Origin of the sequence: Streptomyces sp. NPDC049541 (assembly GCF_044465725.1) — a bacterium.
GTDB lineage: Bacteria > Actinomycetota > Actinomycetes > Streptomycetales > Streptomycetaceae > Streptomyces.
The window spans coordinates 984478-1000211 of sequence record NZ_JBITLY010000001.1; the positions used below are offsets into that span (position 1 = coordinate 984478).

General features: G+C 69.3%; 12 protein-coding genes. 8 read left to right on the top strand and 4 right to left on the bottom strand.

The features are described from left to right. The first annotated feature begins 13 nt into the window (after window positions 1-13). Complete coding sequence (locus ACIBW9_RS04505) at window positions 14-1375, top strand: glutamine synthetase family protein (protein ID WP_398951106.1); 1362 nt, start codon at window positions 14-16, stop codon at window positions 1373-1375. 74 nt (window positions 1376-1449) lie between these two features. Here the strand turns inward: ACIBW9_RS04505 and ACIBW9_RS04510 are convergent, their stop codons facing one another. Together ACIBW9_RS04510 and ACIBW9_RS04515 are read right to left on the bottom strand one after the other, a co-directional pair. Then, on the bottom strand, window positions 1450-1890 hold the full coding sequence (locus ACIBW9_RS04510) for a VOC family protein (protein ID WP_389069758.1): 441 nt from the start codon (window positions 1888-1890) through the stop codon (window positions 1450-1452). 34 nt (window positions 1891-1924) lie between these two features. Beyond that, entirely contained in the window at window positions 1925-2437 is a 513-nt protein-coding gene (locus tag ACIBW9_RS04515; protein ID WP_398951108.1) for a pyridoxamine 5'-phosphate oxidase family protein, read from the bottom strand. A gap of 171 nt (window positions 2438-2608) precedes the next feature. On the opposite strand from ACIBW9_RS04515, the gene ACIBW9_RS04520 reads away from it, so the two are divergent. After that, window positions 2609-5605, top strand: a complete 2997-nt coding sequence (locus ACIBW9_RS04520) for a bifunctional [glutamine synthetase] adenylyltransferase/[glutamine synthetase]-adenylyl-L-tyrosine phosphorylase (RefSeq protein WP_398951110.1) — start codon at window positions 2609-2611, stop codon at window positions 5603-5605. Window positions 5606-5755: 150 nt separating this feature from the next. Here ACIBW9_RS04520 and ACIBW9_RS04525 read toward each other — a convergent pair whose 3' ends face one another. Next, complete coding sequence (locus tag ACIBW9_RS04525; RefSeq protein ID WP_398951111.1) at window positions 5756-6607, bottom strand: phosphatase PAP2 family protein; 852 nt, start codon at window positions 6605-6607, stop codon at window positions 5756-5758. A gap of 131 nt (window positions 6608-6738) precedes the next feature. Next, entirely contained in the window at window positions 6739-7773 is a 1035-nt protein-coding gene (locus ACIBW9_RS04530) for a LacI family DNA-binding transcriptional regulator (protein WP_398951113.1), read from the bottom strand. A 569-nt stretch (window positions 7774-8342) separates the two neighbouring features. Between ACIBW9_RS04530 and ACIBW9_RS04535 the strand changes: the two genes are divergently transcribed. The 6 genes from ACIBW9_RS04535 to ACIBW9_RS04560 all read left to right on the top strand — a co-directional run bounded on the left by ACIBW9_RS04535 (window position 8343) and on the right by ACIBW9_RS04560 (window position 15642). Next, window positions 8343-9614 carry an extracellular solute-binding protein gene (locus ACIBW9_RS04535; RefSeq protein ID WP_398951114.1) on the top strand — a complete coding sequence of 424 codons (1272 nt, stop codon included), beginning with the start codon at window positions 8343-8345 and terminating at the stop codon, window positions 9612-9614. Window positions 9615-9748: 134 nt separating this feature from the next. Continuing rightward, on the top strand, window positions 9749-10756 hold the full coding sequence (locus ACIBW9_RS04540; protein ID WP_398951115.1) for a carbohydrate ABC transporter permease: 1008 nt from the start codon (window positions 9749-9751) through the stop codon (window positions 10754-10756). 13 nt (window positions 10757-10769) lie between these two features. Continuing rightward, window positions 10770-11678: a sugar ABC transporter permease gene (locus tag ACIBW9_RS04545; RefSeq protein ID WP_398951116.1), complete on the top strand. Its 909-nt coding sequence runs from the start codon at window positions 10770-10772 to the stop codon at window positions 11676-11678. A gap of 208 nt (window positions 11679-11886) precedes the next feature. Further along, window positions 11887-13563, top strand: coding sequence for a glycoside hydrolase family 13 protein (locus tag ACIBW9_RS04550; protein ID WP_398951117.1), 1677 nt, complete (start codon window positions 11887-11889; stop codon window positions 13561-13563). Between the two features lie 63 nt (window positions 13564-13626). Further along, window positions 13627-14145 (top strand): GNAT family N-acetyltransferase, encoded by a 519-nt coding sequence (locus ACIBW9_RS04555; RefSeq protein WP_398951118.1) that lies wholly within the window; start codon window positions 13627-13629, stop codon window positions 14143-14145. Window positions 14146-14268: 123 nt separating this feature from the next. Next, on the top strand, window positions 14269-15642 hold the full coding sequence (locus ACIBW9_RS04560) for an alpha-amylase family protein (protein ID WP_398951120.1): 1374 nt from the start codon (window positions 14269-14271) through the stop codon (window positions 15640-15642). Window positions 15643-15734 lie beyond the last annotated feature (92 nt).

Sequence of the window (15734 nt, forward strand, 5' to 3'; positions counted from 1 at the left end):
GGGGAAGCGGAAGATGGACAAGCAGCAGGAGTTCGTGCTCCGGACACTGGAGGAGCGCGACATCCGGTTCGTACGGCTGTGGTTCACGGACGTGCTGGGCTTCCTCAAGTCCGTCGCCGTGGCCCCGGCCGAGCTGGAACAGGCCTTCGACGAGGGCATCGGCTTCGACGGCTCCGCCATCGAGGGCTTCGCCCGCGTATACGAGTCCGACATGATCGCCAAGCCGGACCCGTCGACCTTCCAGATCCTGCCGTGGCGCGCCGAGGCCCCGGGCACCGCCCGCATGTTCTGCGACATCCTCATGCCGGACGGCTCGCCGTCCTTCGCCGACCCGCGCTACGTCCTCAAGCGCGCCCTCACGCGCGGCTCCGACCTGGGCTTCACCTTCTACACCCACCCGGAGATCGAGTTCTTCCTGCTGAAGGACCGCCCGCTGGACGGCACCCGCCCGACGCCCGCGGACAACTCCGGCTACTTCGACCACACCCCGCAGAACATCGGCATGGACTTCCGCCGCCAGGCGATCACCATGCTGGAGTCGATGGGCATCTCCGTCGAGTTCTCCCACCACGAGGGCGCCCCCGGCCAGCAGGAGATCGATCTCCGCTACGCCGACGCGCTGTCCACGGCGGACAACATCATGACGTTCCGCCTGGTCATGAAGCAGGTGGCGTTGGAGCAGGGCGTCCAGGCGACCTTCATGCCGAAGCCCTTCTCGGAGCACCCGGGCTCCGGCATGCACACGCACCTCTCCCTCTTCGAGGGCGACCGGAACGCGTTCTACGAGTCGGGTTCGGAGTACCAGCTCTCCAAGGTCGGCCGCTCCTTCATCGCGGGCCTGCTCAAGCACGCGGCGGAGATCTCCGCCGTCACCAACCAGTGGGTGAACTCCTACAAGCGCATCTGGGGCGGCTCGGAGCGCACGGCCGGCGCCGGCGGCGAGGCCCCCTCCTACATCTGCTGGGGCCACAACAACCGCTCGGCCCTGGTCCGCGTCCCGATGTACAAGCCCGGCAAGACCGGCTCCGCGCGCGTGGAGGTCCGCTCGCTGGACTCCGGCGCCAACCCGTACCTGGCCTACGCGGTCCTGCTGGCCGCCGGCCTGAAGGGCATCGAGGAGGGCTACGAGCTCCCGCCGGGCGCCGAGGACGACGTCTGGGCCCTCTCCGACGCCGAGCGCCGCGCGATGGGCATCGAGCCGCTGCCCCAGAACCTGGGCGAGGCCCTGACCCTCATGGAGCGCAGCGACCTGGTCGCCGAGACCCTGGGCGAGCATGTCTTCGACTTCTTCCTGCGCAACAAGAAGCAGGAGTGGGAGGAGTACCGCTCCGAGGTCACGGCCTTCGAGCTGCGGAAGAACCTGCCGGTTCTCTAGTTCCGGACCTCCGGCTCTCCGCTCGAGGAACGCCCGGGAAGGCCGCGGCGCCGAGGCGCCGCGGCCTTCGTCGGCTACTGCCGCTGGGCGGCCAGGTCGGCCAGCACCTTGTGCAGGGGCTCCGTCTCCCGGCGCTTGTACTCCTGGATCGCCCAGCCGTTGCCGTCCGGGTCCTTGAAGTACATGAAGGTCGCGCCGTCCTGCGGGGCGAACTGGACGGGTTCGCTGATGTCCAGGCCTCGGGCGGTGAGCTCCTCGTAGGCCGCCTTCGCGTCCGTCACGCACAGCTGCATGCCGTGGTACGTCCCCGGCTGCGGCGTCCCGGTCGGCACCTGCAGCCCGTCGACCAGCGCGATCGAACACCCCGAGCCGGGCGGGGTGAGCTGCACGATCCGCACCCCCTCCATCACCTCGCCGTCGAGGTCCACATGGAAGCCGACCTTGTCCCGGTAGAACTCCTTGGCCCGGTCCACGTCCGAGACCGGCAGCAGGATCACTTCGAGGCTCATCTCCATGGAGCGACTCCCTTGTCGTTGCGTCGGTCGTACGTCACTCGAAACGCCACCGCGTCTGGCTGAACGGCTCCCCCTTACCGAAGCCGAAAACGGTGCGGGGCGCCACAGAGAATACGAACGCGGACCCGCCACCGTGGTGGAACGCCCCGTCCCGCACCTCGAAGTGCCAGAAGCTGCCGTACTTCGCCTCCCACGCGGCGGCCAGCTCGCGCAGCCTGCCGTCCTCGGAGACCCGCACCGCCTCGCCCTCCACCACCAGGTCGTAGCCCTTGTTCCAGCTGTTGCTGCCGGTCGTCAGCACGACGTGCCGATCGGCAGCGAGGTTCTTCGCCTTGCGCTCCTCGGGACCCGTGCAGAAGTGCAGTGCGCCGTCCGCCCACACGGCGGGCAGCGGTGTCACATGCGGTCGTCCGTCCGGCCGCACGGTAGAGATCCAGAACAGCTCGGCCCGCGCGAGCTGCGCCTCGGCCTCGGACCAGGCGGTCGCGGTGGCCTGCGGGTCGCTGTAGCGGGGGTCGAGACGGGTCTGCGGGTAGTCGGCCGCCATGGGCTGTCACTCCTCGTACCGGAGAATCCCTACGGAAATCTCTGCGGACACCTCTACGAAGAAGAGACCCCGTCCGCCGGGCGAACTCATCGGCCGTCCGCTCCGGCGCTTGTGTCAGAGTCTCCGGTTAGGCTCGGGCCAGTACGACCTTGATCCGACAGGAGGACGGGGATGACGGTGCCCGGGCGCAGGAGCAGTACCTTCACGCGGCTGCTGCGGCACGGTTTCACCGATCCCTCCGCCGCCGAGCGGCTGCTGGACAGCGTGGAGCTCATGCACGTGCGGGACGACCCGGTGCTGCTCGACGCGCTGGGCGCGACCGCGGACCCGGACCTGGCGCTGCTCGGTCTGGTACGGCTCCTGGAGGCCCAGCCGGGGCCGACCGCGCGCCGCGAGCTGCTCGACACGCTGATAGCGGCCAAGCCGCTGCGCGACCGGCTGCTCGGTGTGCTCGGGGCCTCCGCCGCGCTCGCCGACCATCTGGCCCGGCACCCGCGCGACTGGGAGGCGCTGGTCACCTACGAGCCGCGGGACCTGCACCCGGGGGTGGAGGAGTTCGAGCGGGGACTCGCGGAGGCCGGCGACCCCGTCTCCCTGCGTGTCGCCTACCGCCGATGCCTGCTGTCCATCGCCGCCCGCGACGTGTGCGGCACCACCGACCTCGCCGAGACCGCCGCCGAACTCGCCGACCTCGCCACCGCCACCCTGCGCGCCGCCCTTGCCATCGCCCGTGCCGCGGCCCCCGAGGACACCGCGCTGTGCCGGCTGGCGGTCATCGCGATGGGCAAGTGCGGAGGCCATGAGCTCAACTACGTCTCCGACGTCGACGTGATCTTCGTGGGGGAGGCCGTCGACGGGGCCGACGAGGGCAAGGCCCTGCGCTCCGCGACCAAGCTGGCCTCGCACATGATGCGGATCTGCTCGGAGACGACCGTGGAGGGGTCGATCTGGCCGGTCGACGCCAATCTGCGCCCCGAGGGCAGAAACGGCCCGCTGGTGCGCACCCTCTCCAGCCACCTCGCCTACTACCAGCGCTGGGCCAAGACCTGGGAGTTCCAGGCCCTGCTCAAGGCCCGCCCGGTGGCCGGCGACCTCGAGCTCGGCGAGGAGTACGTCGCCGCCCTCGAACCCCTCGTCTGGAAGGCCGCCGAGCGGGAGAACTTCGTCGCCGACGTGCAGAAGATGCGCCGCCGGGTCGTCGAGAACATCCCCGCCGCCGAGATCGACCGCGAGCTGAAGCTCGGCCCCGGAGGCCTGCGGGACGTCGAGTTCGCCGTACAGCTGCTGCAGTTGGTGCACGGGCGGGCGGACGCGGCGCTGCGCAGCGGCACCACCCTGGACGCGCTGCAGGCGCTGGCGGCGGGCGGCTACGTGGGCCGGGCCGACGCCGTACAGCTCGACGAGGCCTACCGCTTCCTGCGGACCATGGAGCACCGCATCCAGCTGTACCGGCTGCGGCGCACGCACCTCGTGCCGGAGGACGAGGCCGACCAGCGGCGCATCGGGCGCTCGCTCGGCCTGCGCGTCGACCCGGTCGCCGAGCTGAACCGCGAATGGCGGCGACACGCGGCCGTCGTACGCCGGCTGCACGAGAAGCTCTTCTACCGCCCGCTGCTCGACGCGGTCGCCCAACTCGCCCCCGGCGAGGCCCGGTTGAGCCCGGAGGCGGCCCGCGAGCGGCTGGTCGCGCTCGGCTACGGCGACCCGGCCGCCGCCCTGCGCCACCTGGAGGCGCTGGCTTCCGGGGTGACCAGGAAGGCCGCCATCCAGCGGACCCTGCTGCCCGTGCTCCTCGGCTGGTTCGCGGACTCCGCCGACCCGGACGCGGGCCTGCTCAACTTCCGCAAGGTCTCCGACGCGCTCGGCAAGACCCCCTGGTATCTGCGGCTGCTGCGGGACGAGGGCGCGGCCGCCGAGAACCTCGCCCGTGTGCTGTCCGCCGGCCGCCTCGCCCCCGACCTGCTGATGCGCGCCCCCGAGGCGGTGGCCCTGCTCGGCGACGGCGACGGCGGGGGACTGGAGCCGCGCGAGCGGGCGCAGCTGGAGCAGGAGATCCTCGCCGCCGTCGGCCGCGCGGAGAACGCGCAGCAGGCGGTCACCGCGGCCCGCGGCGTCCGCCGCCGCGAGCTGTTCCGTACGGCAGCCGCCGACATCGTCGGCTCGTACGGCACCGAGACCCAGCCCGCCGCGGCCGACCAGGGCGCGCTGGTGGACCTGGTCGGCGGCGCGGTGTCCGACCTGACGGCCGCGACCCTCGCCGGGACCCTGCGCGCGGTGGTGCGCGACGGCTGGGGCGACACCCTGCCGACCCGGTTCGCGGTGATCGGCATGGGGCGCTTCGGGGGACACGAGCTGGGCTACGGCTCCGACGCGGACGTGATCTTCGTGCACGAGCCGTGGGAGGGCGTGCCCGAGCAGGAGGCTTCGGAGGCCGCGAACCGGGTCGTCTCCGAGATGCGGCGACTGCTGCAGATCCCGAGCGCGGACCCGCCGCTGCTGATCGATGCGGACCTGCGGCCCGAGGGCAAGTCCGGCCCGCTGGTGCGGACACTGAAGTCGTACGAGGCCTACTACCGCCGCTGGTCCCTGGTCTGGGAGTCGCAGGCGCTGCTGCGGGCCGAGCCGGTCGCCGGGGACGAGGAGCTGGGGCGGTCCTTCATCGAGCTGATCGATCCGCTGCGGTATCCGGCGGAGGGGCTCGGGGACGACGCCGTACGGGAGATCCGCCGCCTGAAGGCCCGTATGGAGTCCGAGCGGCTGCCGCGCGGCGCCGACCCCAAGCTGCACACCAAGCTGGGGCCCGGCGGCCTGTCCGACGTCGAGTGGACCGTGCAGCTGCTGCAGCTGCAGCACGGCTGGTCCGAGCCGGGCCTGCGCACCACCCGCACCCGTCAGGCGCTGGCGGCCGCGGCCGCGGCCGGGCTGATCTCGGCGGAGGACGCGTCGATACTGGACGAGGCATGGGTCCTGGCCACCCGCGTCCGCAACGCCGTGATGCTGGTGCGCGGCCGTGCGGGGGACACCTTCCCTTCGGGAGGGCGCGAACTGGCCGCCGTGGGGCGGTACTTGGGGTATGGGGACGGGCACGTGGGGGACATGCTGGACGCGTACCGCCGTACGGCGCGGCGGGCTCGGGCCGTGGTGGAGGCGCTGTTCTACGGGGCGTAAGGACGGTTCTCGACTGCGGGTGCGTTGTGGTTGCTCGCGCAGTTCCCCGCGCGCCTTCAGGGCGCTCTCGTCCACCGGCGGGGATGTGCCCCGCCAGGGGCGCGGGGAACTGCGCGACCAGCCACGACGGCGCAGCAGCCGCATGACGACCTATCGCGGCGCTTCCCACCGCGGCGCAGCCGACGCAGCGCGCGGCAGCGCATACGGCAACGCTCCGTACCAGACCCTGGCCACCGCGAACCCGAACGCCAGGCAGAGCAAACCACCCACCGCATCCAGCCAGAAGTGATTGGCGGTAGCCACGATCACCGTCAGCGTCACCACCGGGTACAGAAGACCAAGAACCCGCACCCACGGCACCCTGGCCAGCGCGAAGATCGTCAACCCGCACCACACCGACCACCCGATGTGCATGGACGGCATCGCGGCGTACTGGTTCGACATGTGCTTCAGGTCCCCGGAGGCCATCGACCCCCAGGTCTGATGGATCATGACCGTGTCGATGAAGGTGCTGCCGTTCATGAGCCGCGGCGGCGCGAGCGGATACAGGTAGTAACCGACCAGCGCCACACCCGTCGTCGCGAACAGCACCAGGCGCGTCGCCGCGTACCGGCCCGGGTGGCTACGGTAGAGCCACACCAGCACACCCAGCGTCACCACGAAGTGCAGCGTCGCATAGTAGTAGTTCATGCCGACGATCAGCCAAGTCACCGAGTTCACCGTATGGTTGACCGACTCCTCGACGGCGATGCCGAGATGGTGCTCCATCCGCCACAGCCAGTCGGCATTGCGCAGCGCCTGTTCGCGCTGTTCCGGAACCGCGTTGCGGATCAGTGAGTACGTCCAGTAACTCAGCGCGATCAGAGCGATCTCGAACCAGAGGCGGGGACGGCGCGGGGTGCGCAGCCGACGCAGGAACACCGGGCCGTTCGCGGCCGTGAGGGAGTCGGGAGCGGCCGTTTGTTCACGGTCGTCCAGACTGGTCACGGTCGAGTCACCCATGGGCACAAAGTCTGCCAGAAACGCCTTCTGCGACCGATCATCCCGCGGTCGGGTTCAGGCCGCATGTTCTACAACAGACGGACGTGCGCGCCTACTCCCGACGCACTGCACGAACTCGAGGGTTCTCCGCCCTAGGGACGATTCCGGTCCCCAGGCGCCGAAGCGGTCGAACCACGCACCACCAGCTCCGGCATGAACACGAACTCACTGTGGGGCGCAGGCGTCCCGCCGATCTCCTCCAGCAACGTACGCACCGCCGCCTGCCCCATCGCCGGGACCGGCTTGCGGATCGTGGTCAGCGGCGGGTCCGTGAAGGCGATCAGGGGGGAGTCGTCGAAGCCCACCACCGAGACGTCCCGCGGGACTTCGAGGCCGAGCTGGCGCGCCGCCCGTATCGCGCCGAGCGCCATCATGTCGCTCGCGCACACCACCGCCGTGCAGTCACGGCCGATCAGCGCGGTGGCGGCGGCCTGGCCGCCCTCCAGGGTGTACAGCGAGTGCTGGACGAGTTCCGTCTCGATCGTCTGCGTGCTCATGCCGGTCTGGTCCTGCATCGAGCGGACGAAGCCCTCGATCTTTCGCTGCACCGGCACGAAGCGCTTGGGGCCGAGGGCGAGACCGATCCGCACATGCCCGAGCGACACCAGGTGCGTGACCGCCAGCGTCATCGCCGCGCGGTCGTCGGGGGAGATGAACGGCGCCTGCACCTTCGGCGAGAAACCGTCCACCAGCACATACGGCACGCCCTGCGCGCGCAGCCGCTCGTAACGCTCCATGTCGGCGGTGGTGTCGGCGTGCAGTCCGGAGACGTAGATGATGCCGGCGACCCCGCGGTCGACGAGCATCTCCGTCAGTTCGTCCTCGGTGGATCCGCCGGGGGTCTGGGTGGCGAGCACCGGGGTGTAGCCCTGCCGGGTCAGGGCCTGGCCGATGACCTGGGCCAGCGCCGGGAAGATCGGGTTCTCCAGCTCCGGGGTTATCAGGCCCACCAGGCCCTCGCTGCGCTGCCGCAGTCGCACCGGGCGCTCGTAGCCCAGCACGTCGAGTGCGGCGAGCACGGACTGGCGGGTGGTGGCGGCGACGCCCGGCTTGCCGTTGAGGACGCGGCTGACGGTCGCTTCGCTCACCCCCGCCTGAGCAGCGATGTCGGCAAGCCGTGTGGTCACAGGGGTGGACTGTACCGGCCGACCGTCACTTTGCACACCAATCGGGCGCCGAGCACGAGCGGTTGCACGGCCCCGAGCGGGTTGCTGCGTCATCGCGGTCCCTCGTGTTCTGGTGGGCGCCTGGTTCGGCAAGAGCTTGCAGAGTCTTGCACAAGACTCCCATGGCCCGCTCAGCGGCTTCAATACTCGGTTGCGCGGGGGTCGAGGAGAGGTCACGGACCGGTAACTCTCGCGCCTCCTTGCAATTTTTTGCTGCAAGACCTTTCGCGCAGCTTTCAACGCTGTTACGTTCACGTCGCCCGGCGGCGGCAACGGCGCAGTCGGCACGACAGCAGGAACGGCAGACGGGGCCGCACCTGCGGGCCCTGTCGTCACATTCCCGTCTGCCTCGCGACGCCTGGCACGCACGCTCGCGGCGTTGCCGAACCTCCCACGTGGCTCCGCCACGAGGGCGCTCCGGCGCCTTGCGATCGCACGCGCCAGACGCCGCGAGGCCCGCCCTTCGGGCGGACGACGGGAATGTGACGACAGGGCCCACCCACACGGGCTTTCACCCTCAAGGAGAACTCATGCGGCGTGGCATAGCGGCCACCGCGCTGGTGGCGTCCTTCGCCCTCGCGGCGACGGCCTGCGGCGGAAGCGACAGCGGCGACAAGGCCGACGGGCCGGTCACCATCACCTGGTGGGACACCTCCAACGCCACCAATGAGGCGCCGACGTACAAGGCCCTGATCAAGCAGTTCGAGGCCGTCAACAAGGACATCAAGGTCAAGTACGTCAACGTCCCCTTCGACCAGGCGCAGAACAAGTTCGACACCGCCGCCGGCTCCAAGGGTGCCCCGGACGTGCTGCGTTCCGAGGTCGGCTGGACCCCCGCCTTCGCCAAGAAGAGCTACTTGCTGCCGCTGGACGGCACCGAGGCCCTCAAGGACCAGAGCAAGTTCCAGCCCAGCCTGATCAAGCAGGCCCAGTACGAGGGCAAGACCTACGGCGTGCCGTTCGTCACCGACACCCTCGCCCTCGTCTACAACAAGGCCCTCTTCAAGAAGGCCGGCATCACCGAGGCCCCCAAGACCTGGGACGAGCTGAAGGCCGACGCCGCCAAGATCGACTCCAAGGCCAAGGTCTACGGCTACTGGGGCTCCACCCAGTCCTACTACGCGCAGACCTTCCTCTACGGCGAGGGCACCGACACCGTCGACGCCGGCGCCAAGAAGATCACCGTGAACTCGGCGCCCGCGAAGAAGGCCTACGGCACCTGGCTGAGCCTCTTCAAGGGACAGGGCCTGCACAAGGCCGACACCACCGCCGACGCCTACGCCCACATCCAGGACGCCTTCGTCAACGGCAAGGTCGCCTCGATCATCCAGGGCCCCTGGGAGATCACGAACTTCTACAAGGGCTCCGCCTTCAAGGACAAGTCCAACCTCGGCATCGCCACCGTCCCGGCCGGTTCCACCGGCAAGGCGGGCGCCCCCACCGGCGGCCACAACCTGTCCGTCTACGCCGGCTCGGACTCCGCCCACCAGAAGGCGGCCCTCAAGTTCGTCAACTTCATGACCTCCGCGAAGTCCCAGACGGAGATCGCCCTGAAGAACTCCACGCTGCCGACCCGCGACGACGCCTACACCGCCGAGGTCAAGGCCGACCCGGGCATCGCCGGCTTCCAGACGGTTCTGCCCTCCGCCCAGCCGCGCCCCGCGCTGCCCGAGTACAGCTCCCTGTGGGGCCCGCTGGACACCGAGCTGCCGAAGATCGCCGACGGCAAGGAGTCCCTGGACAAGGGCCTGAGCAACGCCGAACTGGCCATCGCCAAGCTGGTGCCGGACTTCAGCAAGTAAGCCCGAGTGACCGCCGGGTCCGCCATTCCATGGGGGGACGGACCCGGCGGTCACCGGCCTGTGCCGAGCCGCCCGGCCACTTCGCACTGCCGTAGAACTTCCCAGGCCGTAGAACTCCCCAGAAGGTGTCGAACATGACAGTCGCCATCGACCGCGCCACCGGCAAACGCTACGGTGACCGCGCGCCACGGCCCGGGTTGGGCGGGCGCATCAAGCGCAGCTACCAGAAGTACTGGTACGCGTACGCGATGATCGCCCCGGTGGTCGTCGTGCTCGGGGTCCTCGTGCTGTACCCCCTGGTGTACGGCCTGTACCTCACCCTCACCGACGCCAACAGCCTGAACACCGCGCGCACGATCGGCGTCAACCACATCGACGCCACCTACAAGTTCATCGGCCTGGACAACTACAAGGACATCCTGTTCGGCCCGCTGTCGTACGACCGCTTCTGGTCGCACTTCATCTGGACGGTCGTCTGGACGGCCCTGTGCGTCGCCCTGCACTACACGATCGGGCTCGGCCTCGCGCTGCTGCTCAACCAGAAGATGCGTGGACGCACGCTCTACCGGCTGCTGCTCATCGTGCCCTGGGCCGTGCCCACCTTCGTCACCGTCTTCGGCTGGCGCATCATGCTCTCCGACGGCGGCATCCTCAACAGCTTCCTCCACACACTGCACCTGCCGACGCCCGACTGGCTGGAGGACACCTTCTGGCAGCGGTTCGCGGCGATCATGGTCAACACCTGGTGCGGTGTGCCGTTCATGATGATCTCGCTGCTCGGCGGACTGCAGTCCATCGACGCCTCCCTCTACGAGGCCGCCGAGATGGACGGCGCGAGCGCCTGGCAGCGATTCCGGTACGTCACCCTGCCGGGCCTGAGGTCCGTCAGCTCCACCGTCGTACTCCTCGGCATCATCTGGACCTTCAACCAGTTCGCCGTGATCTTCCTGCTGTTCGGCCCGACCGGCGCCCCGGACGCCCAGATCCTCGTCACCTGGGCCTACTTCCTCGGCTTCGGACAGCAGCCGCGTGACTTCGCGCAGTCGGCCGCCTACGGCATCCTGCTGTTGGCCATCCTGATCGTCTTCACCTCGTTCTACCGCCGCTGGCTGAACCGCAATGAGCAGCAGCTCGCGGTCTGAGGCAGGAGTTCCCATGAGTACGACCACTGTCGAAACCTCCGCCGCGGTGACCAGGGACGGCTCGGCGCAGGGCCCTCGCAAGGTCCGAAACCGCGGCGAGCGCAGCCTCGCGGCGTCCCTCGCCTCCCACGGCATCCTGATCGCCGGGAGCGTCGTCGCGCTCTTCCCGATCGCCTGGCTCGTCTTCCTCTCCCTCGGGCCCGACAAGGACGACTACCTCCACCCGGGCGGCATCTGGAAGAAGATGACGTTCGACAACTACTCGTTCGTCCTGCAGCACACGAGCTTCTTCGACTGGCTGAAGAGCTCGCTGATCGTCTCCCTCGGCACCACCGTGCTCGGCGTCCTCGTCGCCGCGACCACCGGCTACGCCGTCTCGCGGATGCGCTTCCCGGGCTACCGGAAGTTCATGTGGGTGCTCCTGGTCACGCAGATGTTCCCGGTGGCCGTACTCATGGTGCCGATGTACCAGATCCTGTCGGACCTCGGGCTCATCGACAGCTACCTCGGGCTGATCCTCGTCTACTGCTCGACCGCGGTGCCGTACTGCGCCTGGCTGCTCAAGGGCTACTTCGACACCATCCCGTTCGAGATCGACGAGGCGGGACGCGTCGACGGGCTGACCCCCTTCGGCACGTTCGCACGGCTGATCCTGCCGCTCGCCAAGCCGGGCCTCGCGGTCGCCGCCTTCTACAGCTTCATCACGGCCTTCGGCGAGGTCGCCTTCGCCACCACGTTCATGCTGGACGACCAGAAGTACACGCTCGCCGTCGGCCTGCAGACCTTCGTCAGCCAGCACGACGCCCAACGCAACCTGATGGCCGCCACCGCGGTGCTGATCGCGATACCCGTGTCCGCGTTCTTCTACCTCGTGCAGAAGAACCTGGTGACGGGACTTACCGCCGGCGGCACCAAGGGCTGACCGCCGGTTGGGCAGCGCCCCGAAGGGGCGCGGGGCTGTATCGATTTGCGGCTCCGCGCGCGGGCGCGACCAGCCACGACGGTGCCGCACCCAGATCCCGGGGCGGCCGCGGTCTCCATCCGACCCCGCTGTGACCGCGGCCGCCTCGTCACCACAGTCGCCTACGCACACCACTGACCCAATGACTCCGTTACGTATCAAGGACGCCATGAGCCAGCAGCACTCCCTCATCGCCCCGGCACCGAACCCCGCCAAAGCCCAGCGCAGCGACTGGTGGCGGGACGCGGTGATCTACCAGGTCTATCCGCGCAGCTTCGCCGACAGCAACGGTGACGGCATGGGCGATCTGGAAGGCGTACGCTCCCGACTCCCGTATCTGCGCGACCTCGGCGTGGACGCCGTGTGGCTCAGCCCCTTCTACGCCTCGCCGCAGGCCGACGCCGGCTACGACGTCGCCGACTACCGGGCCGTGGACGCCATGTTCGGCAGTCTCCTCGACGCCGACGCGCTGATCCGCGACGCCCACGAACTGAGCCTGAGGATCATCGTCGACCTCGTCCCGAACCACTCCTCCGACCAGCACGAGTGGTTCAAGCGGGCGCTGCGCGAGGGCCCCGGCTCGCCGCTCCGGGAGCGCTACCACTTCCGCCCCGGCAAGGGCGAGAACGGCGAACTCCCGCCCAACGACTGGGAGTCCATCTTCGGCGGCCCGGCGTGGACACGCGTCACCGAGCCGGATGGCACGCCGGGGGAGTGGTACCTCCACCTCTTCGCCCCCGAGCAGCCCGACTTCAACTGGGAGCACCCGGCGGTCGGCGACGAGTTCCGCTCGATCCTGCGCTTCTGGCTCGACATGGGCGTCGACGGCTTCCGCATCGACGTGGCCCACGGCCTGGTCAAGGCGGAGGGCCTGCCCGACCTCGGCTCGCACGAGCAGCTGAAGCTGCTGGGCAACGATGTCATGCCGTTCTTCGACCAGGACGGCGTGCACGAGATCTACCGCCAGTGGCGCACCATCCTCGACGAGTACTCCGGTGAGCGCATCTTCGTCGCCGAGGCCTGGACCCCGACCGTCGAGCGCACCGCCAACTACGTCCGCCCGGACGAACTCCACCAGGCCTTCAACTTCCAGTACCTGTCGACCGACTGGGACGCGGACGAGCTCCGCAAGGTCGTCGACCGCACCCTGGAGGCGATGCGCCCGGTCGGCGCCCCCGCCACCTGGGTCCTGTCCAACCACGACGTCACCCGTCACGCCACCCGCTTCGCCAACCCGCCCGGCCTCGGCACCCAGATCCGCTTGGCCGGCGACCGCGCGCTGGGGCTCAGGCGCGCCAGGGCCGCCACCCTGCTGATGCTGGCGCTGCCCGGATCGGCGTACGTCTACCAGGGCGAGGAGCTCGGCCTCCCGGACGTCGTCGACCTCCCGGACGAGGTGCGCCAGGACCCGGCGTACTTCCGCGGCGCCGGCCAGGACGGCTTCCGCGACGGCTGCCGGGTGCCGATCCCCTGGACGCGCACAGGATCCTCGTACGGCTTCGGTGACGGCGGCAGCTGGCTCCCGCAGCCCGAGGGCTGGGGCGAGCTGAGCGTCGAGGCGCAGACCGGCGTGGCCGGCTCGACCCTCGAGCTGTACCGCTCCGCCCTCGCCGTCCGCCGCGAACAGCCCGACCTGGGTGCGGGCGACACGGTGGAGTGGCTGCGCGCCCCCGAGGGCGTACTCGCCTTCCGGCGCGGGGAGTTCGTGTGCGTCGCGAACACCAGCGGTGAATCGGTGAGCACCCCGGCGTACGGCCGCGTCCTGCTCACCAGCGGCGAGGTCACCGAGGCGGACGGCGAGACGAAGGTCCCGGCGGACACCACGGTGTGGTTCACGACGGTCTGATTCCGCCACCTTCCGGAGGCCTGCCACCCGACCGGGCGGCAGGCCTCTGCGATGCTCACCGTCATGTCCGACAGACCCGCCTTCCCCCGATGGCCCGCGTCCCTCACGTCACCACGCCTGCTCCTGCGCCCCGTTGAGCCACCGGACGTCCCGGCCCACGCCCGCCTGTGGACCGACCCCGATGTACGTCGCCACCTGGGCGGCCCGGCCGACGAGGGCGTGGTACGTGCCCGCGAGGAGCGGTGCGTGGGCGCGCCGGGGCTCCTCAGTGTCGTACGGAGGGCGGACGGCCTCGTCATCGGTTCCGTACTGGTGGAGCCGGGGGCGCGGGAGGGCCGTACTGAGCTCTCCTATCAACTGCTGCCCGAGCACTGGGGTCTCGGGTACGCCCGCGAGGCCGTGGCGGCCGCCGCCGACTGGGCTCTGGCCATCCGGCCGGAAGCGGACCTCGTCGCCGTCACCCAGGAGGCCAACACACGCTCCCGGAGGCTCCTCGACGCCCTGGGCGCCACACTCACCGAGCGTTTCGTACAGTTCGGGCAACCCCAGGTGCTCTATCGGCTGGCGGCTGCCGGGTCATGAAAGTTCTTGCATCAACTTCACACGGACCGCTGCCTTTTCAGCCAGCGGGCCTTTAACATCTCCGTCACCGCAAGTTTGCGGGAAAGTTGCTGCAAGAGCCTTCAACGGTGAAGGAGCCCCCACATGGCCCGCAGATCCCTCTCGGCGGCCGTCGCCCTCACGGCGGCCGCCTTTGTCATGACCCCGTCCGCCGCGGACGCGACCCCACCCGGCGCCAAGGACGTCACCGCCGTCCTCTTCGAGTGGAACTTCGCCTCCGTCGCCAAGGAGTGCACCAACACCCTCGGCCCCGCCGGCTACGGATACGTCCAGGTCAGCCCGCCCGCCGAGCATATACAGGGCTCGCAGTGGTGGACCTCGTACCAGCCGGTGAGCTACAAGATCGCGGGCCGGCTCGGAAATGCCACCGCCTTCAAGAACATGATCGACACCTGTCATGCGGCGGGTGTGAAGGTCGTCGTCGACACGGTCATCAACCACATGACGGCGGGCAGCGGCACCGGAACCGGCGGCTCTTCGTATACGAAGTACAACTACCCGGGCCTGTACTCCTCGTACGACATGGACGACTGCACGTCCACCATCAGCGACTACACCAACCGCGCCAACGTCCAGAACTGCGAACTCGTCGGCCTCGCCGACCTGGACACCGGCGAGGAGTACGTCCGCGCCACCATCGCCGGCTACATGAACAGCCTTCTCGGCTACGGCGCCGACGGCTTCCGCATCGACGCCGCCAAGCACATCCCGGCCGCCGACCTCGCCAACATCAAGTCCCGGCTGACCAACTCGTCGGTGTACTGGAAGCAGGAGGTCATCTACGGCGCCGGCGAGGCCGTCCAGCCCACCGAGTACACGGGCAACGGCGACGTCCAGGAGTTCCGCTACGCCTACGACCTCAAGCGGGTCTTCAACAACGAGAAGCTGGCCTATCTCACGAACTACGGCGAGGGCTGGGGCTATATGAACAGCTCGGTGGCGGGCGTCTTCGTGGACAACCACGACACCGAGCGCAACGGCTCGACCCTGAACTACAAGGACGGGGCGAACTACACCCTCGCCAACGTGTTCATGCTCGCCTACCCCTACGGCGCCCCGGACATCAACTCCGGCTACGAATGGTCCGACAAGGACGCAGGACCGCCGAACAACGGCCAGGTCAACGCCTGCTGGCAGGACGGCTGGAAGTGCCAGCACGCCTGGCCCGAGATCATCCGTATGGTCGCCTTCCGCAACGCCACCCGCGGCCAGTCGGTGACCAACTGGTGGGACAACGGCAACAACGCCATCGCCTTCGGCCGCGGCAGCAAGGGCTACGTCGCCATCAACCACGAGGCGAGCAGCCTGACCCGCACCTACCAGACGTCGCTGCCCGCGGGGACGTACTGCAACGTGCAGAACAACACGCTCGTGACGGTGAACTCCAGCGGGCAGTTCACGGCCACCCTCGGCTCCAACACCGCCCTCGCGATCTACGCTGGCAAGTCGAGCTGCTGAGCGACGGGAAACAACGCGAAACAGCGGATCCACAGCCACCAAAGGGGAACGTGGGATTGACGCTCAACGAGTGTCGTCCTACGTTCCCTGAT

Bases quoted from the DNA above. Each gene is read 5' to 3' on its own strand.
- ACIBW9_RS04535 (WP_398951114.1), top strand. From the start codon at position 8,343: ATGCGGCGTGGCATAGCGGCCACCGCGCTGGTGGCGTCCTTCGCCCTC.
- ACIBW9_RS04550 (WP_398951117.1), top strand. From the start codon at position 11,887: ATGAGCCAGCAGCACTCCCTCATCGCCCCGGCACCGAACCCCGCCAAA.
- ACIBW9_RS04515 (WP_398951108.1), bottom strand. From the start codon at position 2,437: ATGGCGGCCGACTACCCGCAGACCCGTCTCGACCCCCGCTACAGCGAC.
- ACIBW9_RS04505 (WP_398951106.1), top strand. From the start codon at position 14: ATGGACAAGCAGCAGGAGTTCGTGCTCCGGACACTGGAGGAGCGCGAC.
- ACIBW9_RS04525 (WP_398951111.1), bottom strand. From the start codon at position 6,607: ATGGGTGACTCGACCGTGACCAGTCTGGACGACCGTGAACAAACGGCC.
- ACIBW9_RS04540 (WP_398951115.1), top strand. From the start codon at position 9,749: ATGACAGTCGCCATCGACCGCGCCACCGGCAAACGCTACGGTGACCGC.
- ACIBW9_RS04520 (WP_398951110.1), top strand. From the start codon at position 2,609: ATGACGGTGCCCGGGCGCAGGAGCAGTACCTTCACGCGGCTGCTGCGG.
- ACIBW9_RS04555 (WP_398951118.1), top strand. From the start codon at position 13,627: ATGTCCGACAGACCCGCCTTCCCCCGATGGCCCGCGTCCCTCACGTCA.
- ACIBW9_RS04510 (WP_389069758.1), bottom strand. From the start codon at position 1,890: ATGGAGATGAGCCTCGAAGTGATCCTGCTGCCGGTCTCGGACGTGGAC.
- ACIBW9_RS04545 (WP_398951116.1), top strand. From the start codon at position 10,770: ATGAGTACGACCACTGTCGAAACCTCCGCCGCGGTGACCAGGGACGGC.
- ACIBW9_RS04560 (WP_398951120.1), top strand. From the start codon at position 14,269: ATGGCCCGCAGATCCCTCTCGGCGGCCGTCGCCCTCACGGCGGCCGCC.